Here is a 23,545-nt window from a genome sequence, read left to right as displayed (position 1 = left end):
CGCGCATTACCTATGACTCTTGATATATCAAAATACCCAACTCTTGCTTTGGCTGATAAGCCAGAGGATTTGCGTCTCCTCCCAAAAGAGACGCTAACACAGCTTTGTGATGAATTACGCACCTATCTTCTTAACTCAGTGAGTCAATCAAGTGGTCACTTAGCGTCAGGCTTAGGTACGGTAGAACTCACCGTAGCTCTGCACTATGTGTACAACACGCCTTTTGACCAATTGATTTGGGATGTTGGCCATCAAGCATACCCGCACAAAATCCTGACAGGTCGCCGTGACCGCTTGTCGACTATCCGCCAAAAAGATGGACTGCACCCATTCCCATGGCGTGAAGAGAGCGAGTACGACACACTTTCTGTTGGTCACTCTTCAACATCGATCAGTGCCGCACTCGGCATGGCGATCAGCGCCAAAAAAGAAGGCAAGAACCGCAAAGTTGTGAGTGTGATTGGTGACGGTGCGATTACTGCTGGTATGGCATTTGAAGCCATGAACCACGCAGGCGATGTCCACAATGACATGTTGGTTATCCTAAACGATAACGAGATGTCGATTTCTGAAAACGTAGGTGCGCTTAATAACCACCTTGCTCAAGTTCTTTCTGGCAGTCTTTACACGTCTATTCGTGAGGGCGGCAAGAAAGTGCTATCTGGCGTTCCGCCAATTAAAGAGCTAGTTCGTCGTACAGAAGAACACCTAAAAGGCATGGTTGTTCCTGGCACCATGTTCGAAGAGCTAGGCTTCAATTACATTGGCCCAGTAGACGGCCACGATGTAAACGAGCTGATTAAAACGCTTAAGAACATGAGAGATCTAAAAGGTCCTCAGTTCCTGCATATCATGACCAAGAAAGGCAAAGGCTACGAGCCAGCGGAGAAAGATCCAATTGGTTACCACGGCGTACCTAAATTCGATCCTGCACACTCAAGCTTACCTAAGAGCACCAGCTCTAAGCCAACTTTCTCAAAGGTTTTTGGTGACTTCCTGTGTGATATGGCAGCGCAAGATCCTAAGCTAATGGCGATAACGCCAGCCATGCGTGAAGGTTCTGGCATGGTGCGTTTCTCGAAGGAGTACCCAGATCAATACTTCGATGTAGCGATTGCTGAGCAGCACGCCGTGACGCTAGCAACGGGTATGGCGATTGCGGGTGATAAGCCGATTGTGGCTATTTACTCGACCTTCCTACAACGCGGCTACGATCAACTTATCCACGATGTCGCTATCATGGATCTACCGGTTATGTTCGCCATTGACCGTGCAGGTCTTGTGGGTGCTGATGGTCAGACACACCAAGGTGCGTTCGACTTAAGCTTCATGCGCTGCATTCCAAACATGGTGATCATGGCACCAAGCGACGAAAACGAATGTCGCCAAATGCTTTACACTGGCCACCAGCACAATGGACCAAGTGCAGTTCGTTACCCTCGTGGTAATGGCATGGGCACAGAAATCCAAAGTGAGTTTACTGCAATTGAGGTTGGTAAAGGCCGTATCGTTCGTGAAAGCTCACAAGCAAAAGATGGTGCTAAGGTTGCTATCCTGAGCTTTGGTACTTTCCTAGAAAATGCACTTCAAGCTGCTGACGCTATCGATGCTACCGTTGCAGACATGCGCTTCGTTAAGCCGCTAGATGAAGCTCTAATCAAACAACTTGTCGCTGACCACGATGTACTGGTGACTATCGAAGAGAATGCGATTACCGGTGGTGCAGGTGCAGGTGTGATCGAATTCTTGATGCAAGAGAAACTGCTAATACCTGTACTGAACCTTGGCCTACCAGACAAGTTCATTGCTCAGGGCACTCAAGGTGAGCTACATGAAGAACTAGGCTTAGACGCGAAAGGTATTGAGAAGTCTATCTCTGACTACCTTGCTAAATAGCTTTCAGTAGCGAGCTGCACAAGCAACAAAAACAAAAAAGGTTGGCCCAAGAGCCAACCTTTTTAGTATCAGCTAACTCATTAGATAGCCACTGTTTAAGTCAGTTGTTGCAGCAAATTAGCAGCACGGCTTAAGAACAGGTGCGTCATAGTTCTCAGGTTCGTCAGAGTAGATAGCAACATTGAAGTTCTCAACTAAACCTGTTTCATCAACGCACTGCTCTTGGAAGAACTGTTGAATTTCACGACGTTGGCAATGCGCTTCAAACGCTTCGTTATCCGCCCAGATTTCGTTGAAAGCGATCGGGAAGCTCTGACCTTCCGCAAACGGGCTCTGGATATGACGAGTTACTGTGTATTGAATACAGCCATCTTCACGCAGAGTGTTTGGCTCTAGTGCTTTTAAAACCTCAAACAGCTCGTTCAGTTTGCCTTCCTTCGGTTGAAATTGAGCAATACAGTAAACTTTCTTAGACATTTTAATTCCTTGTGTTATTTAATCTTTGCTTACGCTAACCAACCTGCAAAATGGGCCACAGCATACAGTGAAATCGCCGCCATAATACCAGCCACAATATCATCAATCATAATGCCTAAACCGCCATGAACTCGGGCATCTAACCAGCCAATCGGCCACGGTTTTACCATGTCAAAGAAGCGGAATAGAACAAAGCCAGTCAGTAGCCATTTCCAATCATCGGCAGGAATGCTCAACATTGGTACTAGGCTCATGGTGATCCAAAAGCCCGCAAACTCATCCCACACGATAGAACCATGATCGTGAACACCCATATCATCAGACGTCACTTGGCAGATTTTGATACCAATAATGCAACTTACCACGACCACCGCCACATAAGCTGGGAAAGGAAATTGAACCAATAACAGGTACAACGGAATCGATGCAAGTGTCCCCATGGTTCCAGGAATAATAGGCGATAAGCCACTGCCAAAGCCCGTTGCTAGTAAGTGCCAAGGGTTCTTAAGAGAGATTGCAGATAGTGGGTTTGTCATCAATTAACCTTAAAGTGATCGTAACCTGTTAAGCTCCAACTTAACGGTTCACCATTATTGTGTAGGTCAAAGTATTCTACAGGTCTTATTTGACCAATACAGGTGACTTTTGTTCCAGTGTGTGACAAAGCACTTTCCAATGAACCTTTATTCTCTTCTGGCACGGTAAAGCAAAGCTCATACTCTTCACCACTGGTCAGCGCATACTGCTGCGCCGTAGCGATATCTAGGGCAAACTGGCGTAATTCAGGGGAAATAGGTAAGGTACTCACGTCGATGCTTGCACCAACCTCTGAGCGCTTAAGAATGTGTTTCAAATCCGAGATGACACCATCTGAGATATCAATTGCCGATGAAGCAAGATTGACAAGCGCTTGGCCAGCTAACACTCGAGGAGAACTGATGTAGTGTCTCTCTTCAAGCTCTTTCGCATAAGGCTTAGATTGGTTTGCTGTTGGATCTAATAGAACCTCTAGACCTGCCTTGCTGTCGCCCAGATTGCCTGTCACATAAATCCAGTCTCCAACCTTGGCACCGTCTCTACGTAGGGCTTTCCCTTCTGGTACAAAGCCTTGCACTGTCAATGTCAGGCTTAGTGGCCCTTTCGTGGTATCGCCACCAATTAACTGAATACCAAAGTAATCCGCTAGTTTGAAGAAAGAGTCACAGAACGGCGCTAACCAAGCTTCATCCGCTTCTGGCATGGTTAAGGCAAAAGAGACCCACGCGGGCGTGGCGCCCATAGCAGCCAGGTCACTGATGTTTGAAGCCAACGCTTTGTGCGCGACCCAAGCCGGATTTGCTTCTGCTAGAAAATGAGTGCCCGCGACTAAGGTATCGGTGCTGATCGCGATCTCAACATTACTTGGGGCTTTCACCAAAGCGCAGTCATCACCGGCGGCGAGGTGTACGTCTTTACGTTGAGGCTGCCGGTTGACGAAATATTTATCGATTAGGTTGAATTCACCAGACATCACATGCCCTATCTTTGAAATTTACTTACAAAAAAGGCCAGCATGAAAGCTGACCTTTATATTCAATATACGTAGAGATTACTTCTTACGTACGTGTGGCGCTGCTTTATCAAGCACACCATTCACAAACTTATGGCTGTCTTCTGCTGCAAATACTTTCGCAAGCTCGATAGCTTCGTTGATAACCACTTTGTATGGTACATCTTCGCGACGAGTCATCTCGTACATAGCTAAACGTAGAAGAGCAAGTTCCATTAAGTCCAGATCTTGCATAGGGCGAGATACGAATGGACGAAGCTTGCTATCAAGTTCCATGTGGCTAAGAGCAACACCAGTTAGTAGGTCGCGGAAGTATGCAACGTCTGTTTCTGGCATAGCAAGTGCAGGTTCTGCAGCATGATTTTCTTCTTCATCATACTTACCACCAGATAAAAACTGTTCTTCAACGGTAGCAATATTTTCTTTAGTAATTTGCCAAGAATAAATTGCTTGTAGAGCAAATTGACGTGCGTTACGACGTGCGGCTGGTTTCACACTGGCCCCCATTAGGAATCGATTTCAGAAAGAACGTTGATCATCTCAAGTGCGCTTAGTGCAGCTTCTGCACCTTTATTACCAGCCTTGGTTCCTGCGCGTTCAATAGCTTGATCGATGGTATCAACAGTTAGTACGCCGAATGCTACTGGAAGAGAGTATTCCAGAGACACTTGCGCCAAACCTTTATTACATTCACTACAAACATAGTCAAAATGAGGCGTACCGCCACGAATTACTGTACCAAGAGATACAATCGCGTCGAACTTACCCGTTTTTGCAACTCGCTGCGCTACAAGTGGAAGTTCTACTGCACCAGGACAACGAACAACAGTAATGTTGTCTTCGCTTACTTGTCCGTGACGTTTTAAAGTATCGATTGCACCAGAAAGTAAACTTTCGTTAATAAAACTGTTGAAACGAGCAATAACGATAGCAATTTTTGCATTTGGCGCTGGGAAGCCACCCTCGATCACTTTCATAAGCCTTCCTTTAACTGTTTTCATCAAGTGAGAATCGCCGGATTCTAGCATAAAACTGTGAGCAATATCTAATGCTAATTTAGAAGAACAGACACCGGAGATGTAAAGATGATAACCAAGCCTCGCTCCCAACCATTTGGGAACAACAAGCCGCTAAGCGCCAACGTTTGACAGGACATAAGTCAGACGCAGCGGCTCGGCTCTTTTCGTCCTATTTCGAACCAAAAGAGCCACTCACATCATCATAAGTTTATGTTGCTATAAACCAGTATGTAAGTAGTTACTCACAAACGTATTCAACAACGTTAAGACCAAAACCACCAAGAGCGTGGTAACGCTTGGTGCTTGAAGACAATAGGCGCATATCATGAACACCTAGGTCTTGTAGAATTTGAGAGCCGACACCAACGCGACGAGAAGTACCTTGCTTCTTAGCCATGGTTGGTTGCTCGTTCTTATCTTGAGCTTCGAATGTCTTAACTTTGTGAATCAAAGAATCAGACGACTCTTCGTTGCCCAGAATAACCAACACGCCACCTTCGTCACCAATGCGCTTCATCGCCTTATCAAGCGACCAGCTACGCTCGGTACCACGATCAGAGTGAAGCAGGTCGGTGAAGGTATCATGTAGGTGAACACGAACCAGTGGCGCTTCGCACGTTAGGTCACCTTTTTGCATTGCGTAATGGATTTGATTATCGATAGTGTCACGGTAAGTCACAAGCTCAAAGTCACCGAACTCAGTCGGTAGATGACACTGTGCAACACGCTCAATCGTGGTTTCTGTGTTGTTACGGTATTCGATCAAGTCAGCAATCGTGCCTAGCTTGATGTCGTGCTTTTCAGCGAACACTTCAAGATCAGGGCGACGAGCCATGGTGCCGTCGTCATTTAGAATCTCAACGATAACCGATGCAGGCTCACAACCCGCTAGGCGTGCTAAATCACAACCCGCTTCAGTGTGACCAGCACGAGTTAGAACACCGCCTTCTTGTGCTGTTAGTGGGAAGATGTGACCAGGTTGAACAAGGTCAGCCGCTTTTGCATCTTTCGCAACGGCTGCTTGAACCGTCACTGCGCGATCAGAGGCAGAAATCCCCGTGGTTACCCCCTCTGCCGCTTCAATCGAAACGGTAAAATTAGTGGTGTACTGTGCGTTGTTATCTTGAACCATAGGCGCTAGCCCCATGCGGCTTGAACGCTCTTTAGTCAAGGTTAAGCAGATTAAGCCACGGCCGTACATTGCCATGAAGTTAATCGCTTCTGGCGTCACATGTTCTGCTGCCATGATCAGATCACCTTCATTTTCGCGATCTTCATCATCCATCAGGATAACCATTTTTCCTAGGCGAATGTCTTCAATAATTTCTTGAGGAGTACTAATTGGCATTGTTCTATATCCTTTGAAATGGTTCTGCTTCCTAGAACCGACACTATTTAAACCTGATGATATTGCTTCGCTCTACAAAGTGACGCTAAATGCACTTTGCCTCTACGATTAGGCAAAACCATTCTGTTGTAAGAATTCCATCGTCAATCGAGATTCAGGTTCAGACTCTTTCTGCTGACCTTGCAGTAGGCGCTCCATGTAGCGCGCTAACACGTCGACTTCTAGATTCACTTTACGACCAACATGGAATTGATCGATGGTGGTTTCTGAAGAAGTATGAGGGACAATCGTCAGCTTAAATGTATTCTTACGTAAATCATTCACAGTAAGACTAATACCGTCGACGGTAATCGAGCCTTTTTGAGCAACATACTTTGAGATTTCAGCGGGCATTTCGACCCAGAACTCAATCGCACGGCCTACTTGGTTGCGCTCAACAATCTCACCCACGCCATCCACGTGACCCGATACGATATGACCACCGAAACGTGTCGTCGGTAGCATCGCTTTCTCTAGATTCACTTTGTCACCCGCTTGGTAATCAACAAAACCCGTTTTTTTCAGGGTCTCAAGTGACAAGTCTGCACTGTAGCTGTGGTCGTTAAATTCGACGACCGTCAAACACACACCATTGGTAGCAATACTATCACCTAACTGAACGTCGGCCATATCAAGCTTACCTACGTTAACCGTTACGGTAATGTCTTCTCCGCGGGGAGTAATTGCACTCAATGTGCCTACGGCTTCTACAATTCCTGTAAACATTTTAAAACTCTTTTTGTTGTCAACAACATGTATCTAGGGCGCGGATTTATTTCCACTATCATTTCGTTACTGTCGGTTTAGTAATACGGGTTTCGCTACGATGCGAATATCCACACCAACTTTTCGAACATCTTTAATTTCTAGATCAATAACATCAGACATCGAAGTGAGCCCTAACGCGCCCATCAAACCTCTTCCGTCACTACCCATAAGTTTAGGAGCTAAATAAAGGATTAGCTCATCCACCAACTGTGCTTCAACCAAGCTTTTCGCCAATGTTGCACCCGCTTCGACCCAAATATGGTCGATATGATTGGCAGGTAATTGGCGCATCAGATCATGTAAATCTAACTGACCTGTCTCCGTCGTGCCCACCTCAATGTCAGCGGACGCCTCTGCGACTCTTAATATGGGTGTTGCCAATTGATATAACTTGAGCTCAGGGCGCAGTTCATTTTGACGATCAAGAATCACGCGAACAGGCTGACGCACGTCAGCTTCAGCGTAATGAGCCTGTACGCTACTTGGTAATTCAGCCCAGCGAACATTAAGTGAAGCGTTATCATCAATCACCGTTTGGCTAGTTGATAATACAGCGCCCGCCTTTGCTCGATAATTTTGAACATCACGACGTGCTGCTGGCGATGTGATCCACTGGCTCTGACCATTTGCTAGTGCCGTTTGCCCATCGAGACTGGCTGCCATCTTAAGCTGAACAAAAGGCATGCCTGTTTGCATACGCTTAATAAATGCTGGGTTCAAGTCTAAAGCATCTTGCTCCAGTAAGCCGATTTCAACCTCAATGCCAGCATCACGCAGCATTTTGATGCCACGTCCAGCGACTTTAGGGTTTGGATCCTGCATCGCGCAAATGACTTTAGCCACTTGAGCTTTGATCAAGCTCTCGGCACACGGTGGTGTACGACCATAATGAGAACAAGGCTCTAGTGTGACATAAACCGTCGCACCTTTTGCCTTATCACCCGCCATTCGCATAGCATGCACTTCAGCGTGAGGTTCACCCGCTTTGGCATGAAAGCCTTCACCAACAATTTGTCGATCGGTTTGTACAATCACACAACCGACATTTGGATTTGGCGCAGTGGTGTAAATGCCGCGTTTCGCTAAATGGATAGCACGCGACATCATTTGAAAATCTAGGGGAGAAAAGTTAGACATGACTGAGGGATTAATCCTCTAATTTAGCGATTTCTTCGCCAAACTCTCGAATGTCTTCAAAGCTGCGGTAAACAGAAGCAAAACGGATGTACGCGACTTTGTCTAACTCTTTTAATTGGCTCATGACTAGGTTACCAATCATTTCGCTTGGCACTTCACGCTCACCTGTTGCACGGAGTTGTGACTTAATATTACTGATAGCAAGTTCGATCGCATCAGCACTCACAGGGCGTTTTTCCAGAGCACGTTGCACACCACCAACCATTTTATCTTCGTTAAACGGTTCGCGGTTTCCATTCGACTTAATGACTTTCGGCATCACGAGTTCTGCCGATTCGAACGTAGTGAAACGCTCGCTACATGCAAGGCATTGACGGCGACGACGAACCTGATGGCCATCAGCAACCAGTCTTGAATCGATTACTTTAGTGTCGTTCTCTGAACAAAAAGGACAATGCATATCACCTCCAAATAATTGAATGTCAGTGTAACGGAATTGCCAAACGTTAGGAAAGAAAAAGGGCCAATTAAGGCCCTTTTGTGTGCTGATTCGTTGATTATTGCCACGCGATAGCAATTTTTAAAATGAGCTGCAGAGTAAAGCTAACGAGAAACGTTAACCGCGAACGAGATAATTCGCTTTACCCACCCATTTGTAGCTGGTCAGCTCTTCTAAGCCCATAGGACCACGAGCGTGCAGTTTCTGAGTAGAGACTGCCACTTCTGCGCCTAAACCAAACTGTGCGCCATCAGTAAAGCGAGTTGATGCATTCACGTACACTGCTGCTGAGCCTACCGAGTTAATAAAACGCTCAGAGCTTTCTAAACTATTGGTCATGATCGCATCTGAATGGCTCGCGTTATGCACGTGCATGTGGTCAATCGCTTCTGCAACATCTGCAACCACTTTTACGCCAAGTGTGTAGCTTAGCCATTCGGTGTCAAAGTCATCTTCACCTGCATCACGCACGTCAGTAAAGTCAGCAAGAAGTGCCTTCGCGCTTGAGTCAGCTACTAATGTCACTTTATCCGCTAGACGTGTTTTAAGCTTGCTAAGGAACTCCTCAGCTACCGCTTCATGAACAAGCAAAGTATCTAGTGAGTTACATGCTGATGGGCGTTGTACTTTCGAGTTTTCAACCACATCAACAGACTTCTCAAGATCCGCGCTCTCATCAACGAAAATATGGCTGATACCAAAACCACCAATGATAACCGGAATAGTGCTGTTCTCTTTACACATCTTGTGTAGACCAGCGCCACCACGAGGAATGATCATATCTACGTAGTCATCTAGCTTAAGCAACTGAGAAACCAACTCACGATCTGGCTTTTCAATGTATTGAACAGAAGCAGCAGGCAGCTCCGCTCTCTCCAGTGCAGATTGGATAACTTTTACCAGTTCCATGTTCGAGAAGAAGGTCTCTTTACCACCACGCAAGATGCTTGCGTTCCCCGTTTTCAAACACAGTGCCGCGATATCAATCGTTACGTTCGGGCGTGCTTCATAGATAACACCAACAACACCAAGCGGTACACGACGGCGAGACAGTGACATACCGTTTTCCAGTACTTTACTGTCGATTTCGCTGCCCACAGGATCGTTCAGGCTAATAACGTTACGAACGTCGTTAGCGATGCCAGTTAAGCGTTCTTCATTCAAAAGTAGGCGGTCAAGCAGTGCGTCCGTTAGACCCGCTTCGCGACCCAGTTCGATGTCTTTCGTGTTCGCTTCTAAGATAGCGGCTGCGTTTGCTTCTAACTCATCGGCAATGAGCGCCAATGCCTTGTTCTTTTGCGCCGTTGATGCGGTCGCTAGGTGAAAAGCAGCATCTTTTGCTGCGATACCCATGTTAGTTAAATCCACGTTTAACTCTCCCTAAATTCTGTCTACTTTTGGATGAAAAAGGCGATGCGTACTACCTGGAACTAGTGCAAAAACTAGATGCGCCGTTCATCGCCTTGTCATCTCGAACTATTCTTAGATAATGACAAGGTCGTCACGATGAATGACTTCTGACCCGTAATCGTAACCAAGGATGTCGCCAATATCTTTACTGTGCTTGCCTGCTATTTTTGCAAGGTCTTGGCTTGAGTAGCTAGCGATACCACGCGCTACTACTTTGCCTTTGCTGTCTGTGACTTGGGTAACTTCACCACGAGAGAACTCGCCTTTAACTCGAACCACCCCTTTTGCCAACAAGCTACTGCCTTTGGTGTTAACGGCATTCACCGCACCATCGTCAACCACGATGTCACCAGCAGAAGCTGGGCCAGCTAAAATCCAACGCTTACGGTTTTCAAGCGCCTCAGCTAACGGCAAGAAACGAGTGCCTTGAGGATTCTCACTCAAAGCGTCAAAAACCACATTTTCAGCACTGCCTGCTGCAATGATAACTTCAATACCAGCACGACGAGCGATGTCCGCCGCCTGCAGTTTTGTCGCCATACCACCGGTACCTAAAGTCGTGCCACTACCGCCTGCAATCTTACGCAGCGTGTCATCAATGGTTTTTACTTCTTTGATGAGCTCTGCATTTGGATCTTTGCGAGGGTCTGCAGTAAATAGACCTTTTTGGTCTGTCAGTAGCAAAAGCTTATCAGCGCCACATAGAATACCAACCAGTGCCGACAAGTTATCGTTGTCGCCTACTTTGATTTCGTTGGTCGCTACTGCATCGTTTTCATTCACGACAGGAATAATATCGTGTTCAACGAGTGCGTTGATCGTGTCACGAGCATTCAGAAAACGCTCACGGTCATCGAGATCAGCACGAGTCAGTAGCATCTGGCCGATTTTAAGGCCATAGATAGCGAATAAAGACTCCCACACTTGAATCAACTGACTTTGCCCAACTGCAGCAAGCAACTGTTTGCTCGCCATTGAGTTGGGAAGTGCGGGGTAACCAAGGTGCTCACGTCCTGCTGCAATTGCGCCAGACGAAACCATTACCACAGAGTGGCCTTGTTTTTTTAATTCAGCACATTGACGAACCAGCTCAACCATATGAGCACGGTCTAATGCCAATGTTCCACCAGTTAAGACACTGGTACCCAGTTTAACAACGACAGTTTTACGCTGCGCTGTTGTCCCGCTTTGATGATTCGTTGTCATGAAGTCTTTTATGGATAAAACAAATAAGAGGTGATGTTTTAGCAATCAACAGGGGAATTCACAAGCAGAAAAGGTGCGAAATCGCACCTTTTTACTTTATATAGGAGAGTAACCTTTAAAATCAGACGAATTCGACAGACTCTTTGTCTAATTGAATGCTGATTTCAAACTTACTTTGAAGTTCATCAACCAGTTTTTGGTGGAAGGCCTCTTGAGTTCTAGTGACCTCAGTAACCGCCTTTTTAGGCAGAGGTAATGAATCCCACTTGCCCTCAATGTTGTATTTACCAATGTTGTACTTCGCCGAATACCCCTCTTCCGACTTGTCCAACTCCATCCACCAGCCCCAGAACTCACGCTCTTCTGGTGATTTTTTATCGTTCACACACACTGATAAGCAATCAAAAATATAGTGACCCTCATCTGATTGCGGCTCCCTCAAGTATGGCCCAATGGCCTTTAATACGTTTAACAAGCGATAATGTGTTGGTTCTTGTGTCACTTCTGACATATTGAATCTCCATTTTCAATGTTAAGAATGACGTTACTCAGACTGCAATACGTTGAAACCACGCAGTTGGATTTATAAATTCCCTCTGAGTATCAGGTACTTAATCTGTACACTTTCATGCTTAACTAATTTAGGAGAAATGTCATCTAAATAATTCATCCTCAAGCCACTTTATCGCTAATTCGAGGGATTGCTCATAACCTTGTGTAATTGATTTCGATTTAATTTTCTTTGCCTTGCCGTAATCACTGTAAATAGCAACCAGTTGATTATCCATTGGCGGGGACACAGGATCGCCCTCTAAGGCCAACGCTAAGATAGGAACACTGGTTTTGCTGTTCGACAACAGGCCTTGCACCTTCAAAGACCACGCCATCAACTGACCAGAAAGACTATTGATATCAACCGCGCCTTTACCTAAACGAGAAGCCAGTACGTCTAAATGCATTTTCGGCATTTGTTTCAACTTGTCTGCATGTACGAAGATATCGTGGATTGGCGCGCCAAGAGAGATACAAGCTTTGATCTTCTGTTGCTCGATAAACGATAACCTCACCATCGCATTGCCGCCAAAACGGAAACCAAACAAACCCACTTTATGGTGATCAACCCATGGAATATTTGGTAGCTCGTTCAATACTGCCTGATGCAAGCACGAAGAGTCTTCGGTTAATGGCCAATGAGAGCTGTGCCCTATCGATGGCATATCGACAGTAAGCATAGCAATGTTTTTTGGCGCCAGGTAATCCCTAAACAAACGCCACATGTCCGTTTGCAAGCTATCTAAGCCTGCGCTCACGATCACAACAGGTTGCGGTTTGTCGGTTTTCGCTAGGTGTAGGTTGGCTTTGATTTTCTTGTTTTTATACGGCACCTCAATCTGCTTAACAATCAGCTTAGTGTGCTTAATCGCTTCAGAATAGGCTGCATTCGCTAACACTTGGGCCTGAGCCGCCAAGTTATCATTCTTTAGGTGCGGATAACCTGCAATACTGAAACATAAAGAGGCTGAGAACAGCTCTTCAGCCACCTCTTCACCGCTTTTTTCGTTGGAGCGGTTCTGATGCAACATGCCCAACTTGGTCCATTCATAAGCCCAGTTACCACTGCGGTATCCCATCACTGTGTCTAGCCACTCATCAGTAGTACGAGAGTTGTTTGAAGACGCGATTCGAGCCAGTACAGCTTCTTGCTCAATAGGATTCACGCCTTGCCATACCCACTGAAGACGTCTTAGGTTTCGGTACCATGACAAGTTTTGCTGTTCACGCTTCTCATCCAATAACGCTTCAGAGCTTGGCATGTATTGTGTCAGCATTGAGGTCTCTTTGGCCTGCTTGTGTTTTACAAACAAGGTTTCCGAAAGGTTCGAGCTCGTTTCTTCTGATTCAGACATTGGGATACTTAATAAGAAATGATTTTCACTAATAATATAAAAAAAAATGACCCTATAAAGGGTCATTTCTCAAAAAACTAAGTTTACACTTATTTTGACTTGCGATTTACTGGCTCAACGTAGCTTAGGCTAGTATCCCAAGGTTGCTCAATCCATGTGTCTTGAGCGATATCAACAATGTACTCGTCTAGTAGGTGAGCGCCTGAAGGCTTAGCACATACAGCGATCAGTTTTGCTTTAGGGTACATTTCGCGAAGCTTACGTGCAGTGTCACCACTATCAACAAGATCTTCAACAATTAGGAAACCTTCGCCGTCACCTTCAGGTGCTTTAACGACAGTCATATCACGTTGGTGATCGTGGTCGTAGCTAGAAATACAAATCGTATCTACGTGACGAATACCCAGTTCACGAGCCAAGATTGCGCCAGGAACCAAACCACCACGGCTTACAGCCCAGATACCTTTCCACTGCTCTGCTGGCATTTGCTTTTCTGCTAGTTGACGGCAGTAAGTCTGCATGTTGTCCCAAGTGATAACGAATTTGTTGCTCATAGTATAAAACCTAATAATTTTTCATGTTATTAGAAGCTATGCCGAACATAGCCTCTTCAGCGTTTAAGCAGAAATCTAGACGATTAAGCGAAAATGTATTTAAGAATAAAGATTACCGACATGATCCACACAGCAGGTGAAACGTCGCGACCTTTACCACTTAGCAGCTTAATTGCAGCGTAAGCGATGAAACCTAGTGAGATACCCTCAGCAATAGAGTACGTCAGCGGCATAAGTAGACATGTTACCACGACTGGTGCTGCTTCCGTAAGGTCACGCCAATCAATGCCAACTAGGCCTGACATCATCAGAATTGCTACATAGAAAAGTGCGCCTGATGTTGCGTACGCCGGAATCATACCTGCAAGTGGCGAGAAGAAAAGAGCAAGAAGGAAAAGTACGCCCACGACAACAGCCGTTAGACCAGTACGACCACCTTCAGCAACACCTGAAACACTCTCTACATAAGAAGTTGTGTTAGATGTACCCAGAAGTGCACCGATAGACGTTGCTGTTGAGTCAGCAAGCAGTGCTTTGTTCAGACGAGGTAGTTTGCCATCTTCTTTGATTAGGTTTGCTTTTGTCGCAACACCTACTAATGTGCCCGCTGTATCGAATAAGTCGACAAATAGGAACGCAAATACAACAGAGATCATACCGATTTCAAATACTGCCGAGAAATCAAGCTGCATGAAAGTCGGAGCAAGGCTTGGTGGTGTAGACATGATGCCGCCGTACTGAACGTCACCAATGATAATGCCAAGAGCTGTAATTGCTAGAATTGCAATCATTACTGCGCCTTTCACACCACGGTGTACAAGAGCAATAGTGAGGAAGAAACCAAGAGCACCAAGGATAGGTGCAATAGCAGTAATATCACCAAGTGATACTTTAGTTGCAGGGTTAGAAACCACAATGCCAGCATTGCTAAGCGCGATAAATGCTAGGAAAAGACCGATACCCGCAGAGATACCTACACGCAAAGACATAGGAATCGAGTTTATGATCCACTCACGGATCTTAAAAATGCTCAAGAAGATGAAGATAACACCCGAAACAAATACTGCCGCTAGAGCAACTTGCCACGTGTAACCCATGCCCATCACAACCGCGTAGGTAAAGAAGGCATTCAGGCCCATACCTGGAGCTTGAGCAATTGGGTAGTTAGCAACAAAGCCCATGATGAAACAACCAATAGCCGCCGCTAAACAGGTTGCTACAAATACAGCGCCGTGGTCCATACCAGCATCAGCTAGGATCATTGGGTTTACAAAAATGATGTAAGCCATTGTTAGGAAGGTTGTTAGACCTGCGATGATTTCAGTGCGCACATTGGTGCCGTTTTCACTGAGTTTGAATAGCTTTTCGAACATTATCGAATCCTATAAGGGTAAAAAGTAAACGGTTGCGTAATCGATTGGCTATGGATTATAAAGTTATCAAATAACAAATTCCAGATAGAATTAAGGCTCTAAATAATATTTATCAGAATGACGTATGAAACCAAGCGATTAAAAATCACATCAAAAAAGAAAAATACACATTAAAAACAATAGACTAAAAACAATTTAATAGTCGTATTTATTTGATTACTTTTTCAACCATCAGTTATTTTCATTAAGAATCTGGCGCTAAATTTGCCAATTCAAACCCACAAGAGTTGTCCGATTTTCAACAGGATCGGTAATAAGCCTCAAATTGATATTTTGCTGTTTGAAAAACAACCGAGCATAGTTAGTAAATAGATGACGAATCACAGCTGGGGATAAAGTAGCAGGCAAAAAAAACGCCACTCAAAACTGAGTGGCGGTAGAATCTGTCAACCAAGAGGGCTGTATGAGAATTCCAATATATAGGGGTGAACAAAACTGTTCGAGTTACATGCTTACGGTATTAGTAACCGAAGCTTGTAGGGTATGCAAAGTTGCTAGTGTAAACAGAGTTGTTAAGCCAGAACATTGCAGATGGTAAACCTTTCATAACTATCACCTTAATAAATCAATAAAAAACGAATTTGATTTCTCGGTTCCTTGGAGGCGATAAACGGACTCATCCTTTGAGCATTTACTCTTCACTTCAGAAGTTGGTTATAAATATACCTCAAAGAAAAAAGATTACAAGTATTCTTTGCTCTATATCACAATTTTAGTCATTTAAGGTTATTTAGCAAACTCAATTCTGTAATTAAATTACAAGGTTAAGTTTAAATAAACGTTTGCTTGTTTCTTCTATAAGCATCAAGGCGCTTAAGTAAGATCAAATGAACAGGATGGTGTTCAAAATTTGAAGGATTTAAGGTTTAGAAGCGCTACTCGTGAAAACGGTCTAGTGGTATGCTGTCGGCATCAAAACAGAGCTATATTTTAGGTTTTTGTTCTATGTCTATACCCACAAAAACTCTAAATATATGGTTATCAAATAAAAAAGGAGTCATCCGTGTCTGAATTCCATTCTGAGATCAGTAAATTATCCCCTGCCCCTCTTTGGCAGTTCTTCGATAAGATTTGCTCAATCCCACACCCTTCAAAGCATGAAGAAGAGCTTGCTCAATACATTATTGCTTGGGCAACAGAGCAAGGCCTAGATGTACGCCGTGATCCAACGGGCAACGTATTCATCAAGAAGCCAGCAACGCCGGGTATGGAAAACAAAAAAGGTGTGGTACTACAAGCTCACATCGATATGGTTCCACAAAAGAACGAAGATACGGTTCACGACTTCACTAAAGACCCAATCCAACCGTACATCGACGGTGAGTGGGTTACTGCAAAAGGCACAACACTTGGCGCAGATAACGGCATGGGTATGGCATCATGCTTAGCGGTTCTTGCATCAAGCGAAATCAAGCACGGCCCTATCGAAGTTCTCCTAACAGTAGACGAAGAAGCAGGTATGACAGGTGCGTTCGGTCTTGAAGCGGGTTGGTTAGAGGGTGACATCCTTCTTAACACCGATTCAGAGCAAGAAGGCGAAGTATACATGGGTTGTGCTGGCGGCATCGACGGCGCAATGACATTTGACGTTGCTCGTACTGCAATCCCAGCAGATTTCGTGACTCGTAAGCTAACGCTTAAAGGTCTTAAAGGCGGCCACTCAGGTTGTGATATTCACACAGGTCGTGCAAACGCGAACAAACTGCTTGCTCGCTTCCTAGCAGGTCACGCGAAAGAGCTAGACCTACGCATCGTAGAATTCAAAGGTGGTAGCCTTCGTAACGCGATCCCTCGTGAAGGTTTCGTTACCGTTGCTGTTCCAGCGGCAAACCAAGAGAAACTGGCTTCGCTATACAACTACTACACAGAGCTACTTTCTACAGAGCTAGGTAAAATAGAAGACAGCATCGTGACTTTCAACGAAGAAGCTTCAGTTGAAATGGGCGCTCTTGCAGCTGCTGACCAAGCTCGCTTCATCGCAGCACTTAACGCGGCGCCAAACGGCGTGATTCGTATGAGTGATGAGATTGAAGGTGTTGTTGAGACATCTCTAAACGTGGGTGTTATCACGACAGAAGAGAACTCAATCACTGTACTTTGCCTAATTCGCTCTCTGATCGACTCTGGTCGTAGCCAAGTTGAAAGCATGCTTCACTCTGTAGCAGAGCTTGCTGGTGCGAGCATCGAATTCTCTGGCGCTTACCCAGGTTGGAAGCCAGACGCAGATTCAGAAATCATGCACATCTTCCGCGACATGTACGAAGGTATCTACGGTCACAAGCCAAACATCATGGTTATCCACGCAGGCCTTGAGTGTGGTCTATTCAAAGAACCTTACCCGAACATGGACATGGTTTCTTTCGGCCCGACAATCAAGTTCCCTCACTCTCCAGATGAGAAAGTGAAGATTGATACGGTTGAGCTATTCTGGAACCAAATGGTTGCGCTGCTAGAAGCAATCCCAGAAAAAGCATAATTCGAGCTATTATGTTTTCGATAGATAGGGTTTCGCGGTAAATACTATTCATCGACACAAAATAAAACAGGTACTCATGAGTACCTGTTTTTGTATCTAAGCTTTGCGATCAGCTAAAACATTAAGCACGTGAAGCTGCGTAGCTCTCTAGCTCATCAATTGAAGTTTGTGCAACCACTTCGCCATCGATGAAGTACGTCACCATCTCGCCATCACGAACACCGATTAGTGTCGCTCGCTAACCAGATTGGTAAGTGATGTCCATTTGGATAGTGTTTTCATCAATCTGCTGCATCTGACCTTTTTCTATCATATTTATATTAGTGATTGGGCCTACATGCGCTTCCGTTAGAGACGGATCTAACTGATGGTTAATATCAATGTAAGTATCAACCTTAGTATCAAAAATATGCGGCGCACCCGTTAGTGGGTTGCTACCTGTCCAGAACTCTAGAGAGTTAAATACTAGGTAGTCTGCTGCAACCGTTAGACCGTATGCCGGTGCCAACAGCAAGTTTAAACCGCCACGTGCATAACGGTTATCAACAGCTTTAAAGTTGAACTTCATTAGGTAACCCGTTACTGCGTTGCTACCAATACAGCCAGATAAAGCAACAGACACCACTGCAAGTGCTACAACTTTGAAATTGTTTTTTTCATTTGCATCCCGATATTTGAAATTGGCCGCCCCCCATGGAATACCGTTCTCGATGCGCCTCCACAAAAAAGTTTTGTCGTTACCGTAAACCGATTGATTCGTACTAAAAATCAACGATTGCTACATTCCGTGTTAACGAATTATCACCATATTGAGAACAACCTAAATGGCAAGACTAAAACCCAATCAACCATTCGAATTACTTGGTTCTACTGTTCAGCCAGGACAGCGAATGGAGATTGAACTGCAAGCAGCTCAGCTTTACACGCACTCTCCACTTTCGATCCCGGTTGAAATCATTCACGGTCACCAAGCAGGTCCAACACTGATGGTAAACGCTGCGATTCACGGTGATGAGTTAAATGGTGTTGAGATTGCACGCCAGCTCACCAATGCGATTGATCCTAAGAAATTGAAAGGGACATTGATTGTCGTGCCGATCGTTAACGTGTTCGGCTTCATCCATAAGTCTCGTTACCTACCAGACCGTCGCGATCTAAACCGTTGCTTCCCAGGTAGTGAGAAAGGCTCGCTAACATCGCGTATCGCTTACACTTTCTTCGAGAACGTGGCTAAGCACTGTGATTTCATTCTGGATCTACACACGGGCGCGATTCACCGTACCAACTTGCCACAAATTCGTGCGAACCTTTCGAACCCAGAGACCATGCGTATCGCAAAAGCGTTCGCGACACCGGTGATCATCGACTCACCTCTACGTGATGGTTCACTGCGAAGCGAAGCGGAAAAGTTGGGTATTCCGGTACTGACGTACGAAGGTGGTGAGGCGCTACGCTTTGATCACCTAGCGATTCGAGCAGGCTACCTTGGCATTCACCAAGTAATGAAAGAAATCGGCATGTTGCGCCCGAACCGTAAGAAGCTGCCAGAACCAGTATTGAGCAAATCCACCAGCTGGATTCGAGCAGAATCAGACGGCATCTTGCGTAACATGGTAAGACTGGGTGAACAAGTTGAAGCAGGACAAACACTTGCTTACATCAGCTCTCCATTAGGTCACCAAGAGAGCCAAGTTATCACGACTAAAGGCGGCATCGTGATTGGCCAACAAACTCTACCTTTGGTGAATGAAGGTGATGCTGTGTTCCACATCGCTTACTTCAAGCAAGACGATGAAGAAGTCGGACAAACCGTAGAAAGCTACATTGAAGAAGTAGCAGAGGACGATTGGTTAACTACGCTAAACAACTGATTAAGGCTTGAGAGAGCGATGTAAAAAGCGAAAAGCCAAAACCGTCGCTCTTAAGCAAAACAGCAACGAACTCCACAAACGAAAAAGCCCCAATATAGGTGACTATATTGGGGCTTTTTTATAGGTCCCTTATCTTAAAATTAAGAGACCTATAAATTAATCGTGCACCGAATTACTCAGTGTCTTCTTGCTCTTCTGCACGAGCTTTAGCGCGTGCTTCACGTGCTTGCTCAGCTTTAAGCTCTTTAGCGTGACGTAGTTCATCGCGCTCTTTACGTTGTTCCGCTTTACGCTCGTTACGTTCAGCTTGGTTTGCGATGAAAGATGCTAGCTCTTTCTCAGCCCACTCTTGTGCAAGCGCTTCTGTTTCGAAACCAGACTCACGCTTAGATACTGTTGTGCTGCGAGACGTTACCTGACGAGTAATCTCTGCACACCAGCCGTTGCGTTTTTCTGTAAGGCGGATATCAAATTTTTTGTTCTTAGACATGTTCTATTTTTTCCTAAGGGAGATCATTAAGGGATCGGTCAACTTTGATAACTCCATCTAAGTGAGCATCTTTTAACACCATCCCTTGGTAAGCGCGATATTAGAGCATAAATCAACGAATATTGCTGCAAATATTTGCAGCGGATCACACTCTAGTGCTGCAAATCGTTTGCGGCTCATTTTTAAGCATTCAACAGCCTCTAATCCCTAACAATTTCAGCCTCATTTCATCGACAACCATGAAATGAACTATGCTCAAACAGAGATCAATGAGTCGTCTAACTCGTTAGCTTGGTAGACGTTAATTATCTCCCCCTACTCCGCCCATAATTAAAATAGCTAAGGAGTTGCTATGGATAGCTTCATCAAAAATTTACCGAAGGTTGAGCTGCACTTACACATTGAGGGCACACTGGAGCCCGAACTGATGTTCGAACTGGCCAAGCGCAATAACGTATCGATTCCCTTTGAGAACCCAGAGCAAGTGCGAGACGCCTATCAATTCCACAATCTGCAGTCTTTTCTCGACATCTATTATCAAGGCGCCAATGTACTGATACATGAACAAGACTTTTACGACCTCACTTGGGCATACCTACTAAAGTGCCAACAAGACAATGTGGTTCACACTGAGATTTTTTTCGACCCGCAAACCCACACTGAGCGAGGTATCATCTTCGACACTATTATCACAGGCATCACTCGTGCACTCGACCAAGCTGCACATGAACTTGGGATAAGCAGCCAACTTATCATGTGTTTTCTGCGCCACCTTGACGAAGACAGCGCGTTCGAGACACTCAAACAGGCTCTGCCTTACAAAGATAAAATCATTGCGGTTGGTTTAGATTCATCGGAACAGGGTAACCCGCCCGAGAAGTTTAAACATGTATTCCAAGAAGCGCTTAACCAAGGCTTTTTGACTGTCGCACATGCCGGAGAAGAAGGCCCAGCGCAAAACATTATTGATGCATTGAGCATGTTAGGTATCACCCGGATCGACCATGGAGTTCACTGTATCGATGATGCAGAACTCGTAGAAAAGTTGGCAGCAAAACGTATTCCACTGACAGTTTGTCCGCTGTCGAATACCAAACTTAAAGTCTTCGATACTATGGAGCAGCACAACATTGTCGAGCTTCTGAGAAAAGGGCTTTGTGTCACCATCAATTCCGATGACCCAGCTTACTTTGGCGGCTACATGAATGACAATTTCCTCGCGGTTGCCAATGCCCACCCAGTCACCCATCAAGAGTTAGCCCAATTCAGTATTAATGCCGTTGAAGCAAGTTTCATCTCCCCTCATGCCAAAGAGGACCTGATTACACAGGTACGTCAATACTTGATAGCTAACACTCAATAAGTTGATAAGCGTTTATTTCAATCAAAAAAGGGAAGCTCAATGCTTCCCTTTATAATCAAGATACTGAAATCAATTTACCCTGGATGACCATCCACTCTTGGCGTAAGTAACATCATTCCGAATTTCCAGATAAACAGACCAAACGCCAGCATCCACAAGCCTGCACTGATGTTTACCATCTCAAGCAAATAACCAGGGAAGAAGGTGACACCTAAGCTACGTACCAGCGCTGCCATAAAAATTGCAGAGAATGCGAGCGCCATGCTTGGCCCTTTATAGATAGCACGGCCAGTGTGTCCCATGGTCACGCGGCTAATCATCGCTAAGATAAGCCCGCTCAAACCACCAATCGCAAACAGGTGCAGCATGTTGTGACTGGCAAATGGATTATCTAACAAGCCACGTAACAGCAAGCTTAGCGGAATACACACATATGCAGCGTGCAGCGACCAAACCAAGGGTTCAGATAAGGTTGTCCAAGGTTTCCAACGGATAAAGCGTACCAGTTGAGCAACACCAGCAAAAACCATTAATCCGCTGCCCACTTGAGCAAAGGCCAAAGGGAAGAAGCTCAAGATAAACAGCCCCACCAAAGGTAGATTTGCTAACCATTCCAACCACACCAATGGCTGCGCTTTTTCAAAGTTAAAGCGACGCGCCGTGAAAAATGGGATTACTCGTCCCCCCATCACCGATAGCAGCAAAGTAAACCACCACAGCATGGCTTGCCATACCGCTGAAGAAGGAAACGGCGGCATCCCCTTGATGGTCGCGTAACTCGCAAAGTTCGCCACAATCGCCAGTACAAACAGCGGGACGAAGAATAGGTTTTTCCACCCTTTCGATTGCACGACTCGAAAACCAATCTCGTAAGCAGAAAAAGCTAAAAACAGCGCTTCAATCGACGAAATTAGCCATAGCGGTGCCGGTGTCCAAAATAGGATGCGAGGTGCCAACCACAAGCCGACTAATACTGCTAATCGATAATGCTTGGTGCCATTGACGCCAGTCCATGTTTGTACGGCCGTCAGTACAAAGCCAACAACAATCGCCATCGAAAACCCAAACAACATCTCATGCACGTGCCACCATAACGCGGGCACCTTTAGAATTTCAGGTTGGCCGTTTTGGAACATGATGACCCAAGCCACAATCGCAATTACGGCATAAACACTGCCTAGAAAGAAGAAAGGTCGAAAGCCTAAACGCAAATAGGCTGGAATCGCGTCTTCCACACTTTTATCTGTGATATTTAACAAACTCGCTCCTAACTCTCAGATAAGCGGCCAAGGTATTACCTAAACCTAAATTTGGTGTGCATCAAGCTTGATGCAATGTGCAGTTCACATTGCATGAAACGCGCCAACAAGATAAAGCCAGTAAAAACAACTACTCACAAGGTTCATTGTCCAATCAAAAAGTCAAAACCACACAACTAAAAGAGTCATAAAGACACATAAGAGTATAAATAGAAAATTACTGACTTTTATGATTGCCCCACATATAGTAAGACTAGACTTAAATGGCAGAACTCAGACAAGGAACGCGATGTATATTTTTGGTTATGGCAGCTTGATCAACTCCTCCTCACGTCAACTTACCAGCCAAACGGGTCAAGCAATCCCAGCGATTGTTCATGGTTTGGTGCGCCATTGGAGTAAGATCGACGACAGTTACGTGTTATCCCCTTTGATCGTCAATCTTGGCGAAGGGCAAGTGAATGGTGTTTTACTTGAAGTCGACGAGATGGCACTTGCTGAGTTTGATCGTCGTGAACGTGGCTATCACCGCGTCGAATTAAAAGCTAATCAGATAGAGAGCCAAACCGAATTCAAAGAAGACCAATCTATTTGGGTTTATGTGAAAGATGAAATCGAGGCGCCTTGTGAAAACAGCCCTATCGTTCAAACCTATGTCGATACAGTCATAGCTGGATGCTTAGAGGTGTCTGAAAGCTTTGCGGCACACTTTGTTAAACACACACAAGGTTGGCACCACCCATTAGAAAATGATCGCCACCAGCCTAAATATGGCAACCTAGCGGGAGTGTCCGAGCACCACCATAGGGTGATTGATCGACTAACTAAAAAAGGAGCCTAGAGG

22 protein-coding genes and 1 pseudogene are annotated in these 23,545 nt (G+C 45.2%); 5 read left to right on the top strand and 18 right to left on the bottom strand.

Going from position 1 to position 23,545, the window contains the following annotated elements:
• Positions 1-12 precede the first annotated feature (12 nt).
• Complete coding sequence (gene dxs, locus A3712_RS17895; RefSeq protein ID WP_063524520.1) at positions 13-1,896, top strand: 1-deoxy-D-xylulose-5-phosphate synthase; 1,884 nt, start codon at positions 13-15, stop codon at positions 1,894-1,896.
• 117 nt (positions 1,897-2,013) lie between these two features.
• Here the strand turns inward: dxs and A3712_RS17890 are convergent, their stop codons facing one another.
• From A3712_RS17890 to A3712_RS17820, 15 genes are all read right to left on the bottom strand, one after another.
• Entirely contained in the window at positions 2,014-2,373 is a 360-nt protein-coding gene (locus A3712_RS17890) for a putative quinol monooxygenase (RefSeq protein ID WP_008218634.1), read from the bottom strand.
• A 29-nt stretch (positions 2,374-2,402) separates the two neighbouring features.
• Positions 2,403-2,909, bottom strand: a complete 507-nt coding sequence (gene pgpA, locus A3712_RS17885; RefSeq protein ID WP_063524519.1) for a phosphatidylglycerophosphatase A — start codon at positions 2,907-2,909, stop codon at positions 2,403-2,405.
• Complete coding sequence (gene thiL, locus A3712_RS17880; RefSeq protein WP_063524518.1) at positions 2,909-3,883, bottom strand: thiamine-phosphate kinase; 975 nt, start codon at positions 3,881-3,883, stop codon at positions 2,909-2,911. The genes pgpA and thiL overlap by 1 nt, the downstream gene beginning before the upstream one ends.
• Before the next feature lie 78 nt (positions 3,884-3,961).
• Positions 3,962-4,429, bottom strand: a complete 468-nt coding sequence (gene nusB, locus A3712_RS17875; RefSeq protein WP_004741509.1) for a transcription antitermination factor NusB — start codon at positions 4,427-4,429, stop codon at positions 3,962-3,964.
• Positions 4,429-4,899, bottom strand: a complete 471-nt coding sequence (gene ribH, locus A3712_RS17870) for a 6,7-dimethyl-8-ribityllumazine synthase (RefSeq protein ID WP_004741508.1) — start codon at positions 4,897-4,899, stop codon at positions 4,429-4,431. The genes nusB and ribH overlap by 1 nt, the downstream gene beginning before the upstream one ends.
• Before the next feature lie 280 nt (positions 4,900-5,179).
• The gene (ribBA, locus tag A3712_RS17865) at positions 5,180-6,289 is read right to left on the bottom strand and encodes a bifunctional 3,4-dihydroxy-2-butanone-4-phosphate synthase/GTP cyclohydrolase II (protein ID WP_063524517.1); all 1,110 of its coding nucleotides are present in this window, start codon (positions 6,287-6,289) and stop codon (positions 5,180-5,182) included.
• A 108-nt stretch (positions 6,290-6,397) separates the two neighbouring features.
• On the bottom strand, positions 6,398-7,054 hold the full coding sequence (locus A3712_RS17860; RefSeq protein ID WP_063524516.1) for a riboflavin synthase: 657 nt from the start codon (positions 7,052-7,054) through the stop codon (positions 6,398-6,400).
• Positions 7,055-7,120: 66 nt separating this feature from the next.
• Positions 7,121-8,203, bottom strand: coding sequence for a bifunctional diaminohydroxyphosphoribosylaminopyrimidine deaminase/5-amino-6-(5-phosphoribosylamino)uracil reductase RibD (gene ribD / locus A3712_RS17855; protein ID WP_063524515.1), 1,083 nt, complete (start codon positions 8,201-8,203; stop codon positions 7,121-7,123).
• A gap of 40 nt (positions 8,204-8,243) precedes the next feature.
• A complete protein-coding gene (gene nrdR / locus A3712_RS17850) occupies positions 8,244-8,693 on the bottom strand; it encodes a transcriptional regulator NrdR (RefSeq protein ID WP_008218648.1) in 450 nt (149 codons plus the stop codon).
• A 156-nt stretch (positions 8,694-8,849) separates the two neighbouring features.
• On the bottom strand, positions 8,850-10,100 hold the full coding sequence (locus A3712_RS17845) for a glutamate-5-semialdehyde dehydrogenase (RefSeq protein ID WP_063524514.1): 1,251 nt from the start codon (positions 10,098-10,100) through the stop codon (positions 8,850-8,852).
• Positions 10,101-10,214: 114 nt separating this feature from the next.
• The gene (gene proB / locus A3712_RS17840) at positions 10,215-11,393 is read right to left on the bottom strand and encodes a glutamate 5-kinase (RefSeq protein ID WP_197465859.1); all 1,179 of its coding nucleotides are present in this window, start codon (positions 11,391-11,393) and stop codon (positions 10,215-10,217) included.
• Between the two features lie 76 nt (positions 11,394-11,469).
• The gene (crl, locus tag A3712_RS17835; RefSeq protein WP_063524512.1) at positions 11,470-11,859 is read right to left on the bottom strand and encodes a sigma factor-binding protein Crl; all 390 of its coding nucleotides are present in this window, start codon (positions 11,857-11,859) and stop codon (positions 11,470-11,472) included.
• A 142-nt stretch (positions 11,860-12,001) separates the two neighbouring features.
• A complete protein-coding gene (gene frsA, locus A3712_RS17830; RefSeq protein ID WP_063524511.1) occupies positions 12,002-13,255 on the bottom strand; it encodes an esterase FrsA in 1,254 nt (417 codons plus the stop codon).
• 89 nt (positions 13,256-13,344) lie between these two features.
• The gene (gene tet(34) / locus A3712_RS17825) at positions 13,345-13,809 is read right to left on the bottom strand and encodes an oxytetracycline resistance phosphoribosyltransferase domain-containing protein Tet(34) (RefSeq protein WP_004741499.1); all 465 of its coding nucleotides are present in this window, start codon (positions 13,807-13,809) and stop codon (positions 13,345-13,347) included.
• Between the two features lie 83 nt (positions 13,810-13,892).
• Positions 13,893-15,182 carry an NCS2 family permease gene (locus A3712_RS17820; protein WP_008218658.1) on the bottom strand — a complete coding sequence of 430 codons (1,290 nt, stop codon included), beginning with the start codon at positions 15,180-15,182 and terminating at the stop codon, positions 13,893-13,895.
• Positions 15,183-16,245: 1,063 nt separating this feature from the next.
• Between A3712_RS17820 and A3712_RS17815 the strand changes: the two genes are divergently transcribed.
• Positions 16,246-17,718: an aminoacyl-histidine dipeptidase gene (locus tag A3712_RS17815; RefSeq protein WP_063524510.1), complete on the top strand. Its 1,473-nt coding sequence runs from the start codon at positions 16,246-16,248 to the stop codon at positions 17,716-17,718.
• A gap of 121 nt (positions 17,719-17,839) precedes the next feature.
• Here the strand turns inward: A3712_RS17815 and A3712_RS17810 are convergent.
• Positions 17,840-18,378 (bottom strand): annotated as a pseudogene (locus A3712_RS17810) (DUF3332 family protein).
• A gap of 164 nt (positions 18,379-18,542) precedes the next feature.
• Between A3712_RS17810 and A3712_RS17805 the strand changes: the two are divergent.
• Positions 18,543-19,589 carry a succinylglutamate desuccinylase/aspartoacylase family protein gene (locus tag A3712_RS17805; RefSeq protein ID WP_063524509.1) on the top strand — a complete coding sequence of 349 codons (1,047 nt, stop codon included), beginning with the start codon at positions 18,543-18,545 and terminating at the stop codon, positions 19,587-19,589.
• Positions 19,590-19,761: 172 nt separating this feature from the next.
• Here the strand turns inward: A3712_RS17805 and A3712_RS17800 are convergent, their stop codons facing one another.
• On the bottom strand, positions 19,762-20,079 hold the full coding sequence (locus A3712_RS17800) for a DUF3622 domain-containing protein (RefSeq protein WP_063524508.1): 318 nt from the start codon (positions 20,077-20,079) through the stop codon (positions 19,762-19,764).
• 352 nt (positions 20,080-20,431) lie between these two features.
• Between A3712_RS17800 and A3712_RS17795 the strand changes: the two genes are divergently transcribed.
• Positions 20,432-21,442 (top strand): adenosine deaminase, encoded by a 1,011-nt coding sequence (locus tag A3712_RS17795; RefSeq protein ID WP_063524507.1) that lies wholly within the window; start codon positions 20,432-20,434, stop codon positions 21,440-21,442.
• Between the two features lie 74 nt (positions 21,443-21,516).
• On the opposite strand, the gene A3712_RS17790 is transcribed toward A3712_RS17795, so the two are convergent.
• On the bottom strand, positions 21,517-22,701 hold the full coding sequence (locus tag A3712_RS17790; RefSeq protein WP_063524506.1) for an NnrS family protein: 1,185 nt from the start codon (positions 22,699-22,701) through the stop codon (positions 21,517-21,519).
• Between the two features lie 289 nt (positions 22,702-22,990).
• On the opposite strand from A3712_RS17790, the gene A3712_RS17785 reads away from it, so the two are divergent.
• Positions 22,991-23,542, top strand: coding sequence for a gamma-glutamylcyclotransferase family protein (locus tag A3712_RS17785; RefSeq protein ID WP_063524505.1), 552 nt, complete (start codon positions 22,991-22,993; stop codon positions 23,540-23,542).
• Positions 23,543-23,545: the final 3 nt, after the last annotated feature.

This window comes from Vibrio sp. HI00D65 (assembly GCF_001635455.1).
In the GTDB taxonomy this organism is placed as follows: domain Bacteria; phylum Pseudomonadota; class Gammaproteobacteria; order Enterobacterales; family Vibrionaceae; genus Vibrio.
The sequence above is the reverse complement of the archived record's forward strand: the minus strand, read 5'-3'. Positions and strand labels throughout refer to the sequence as shown.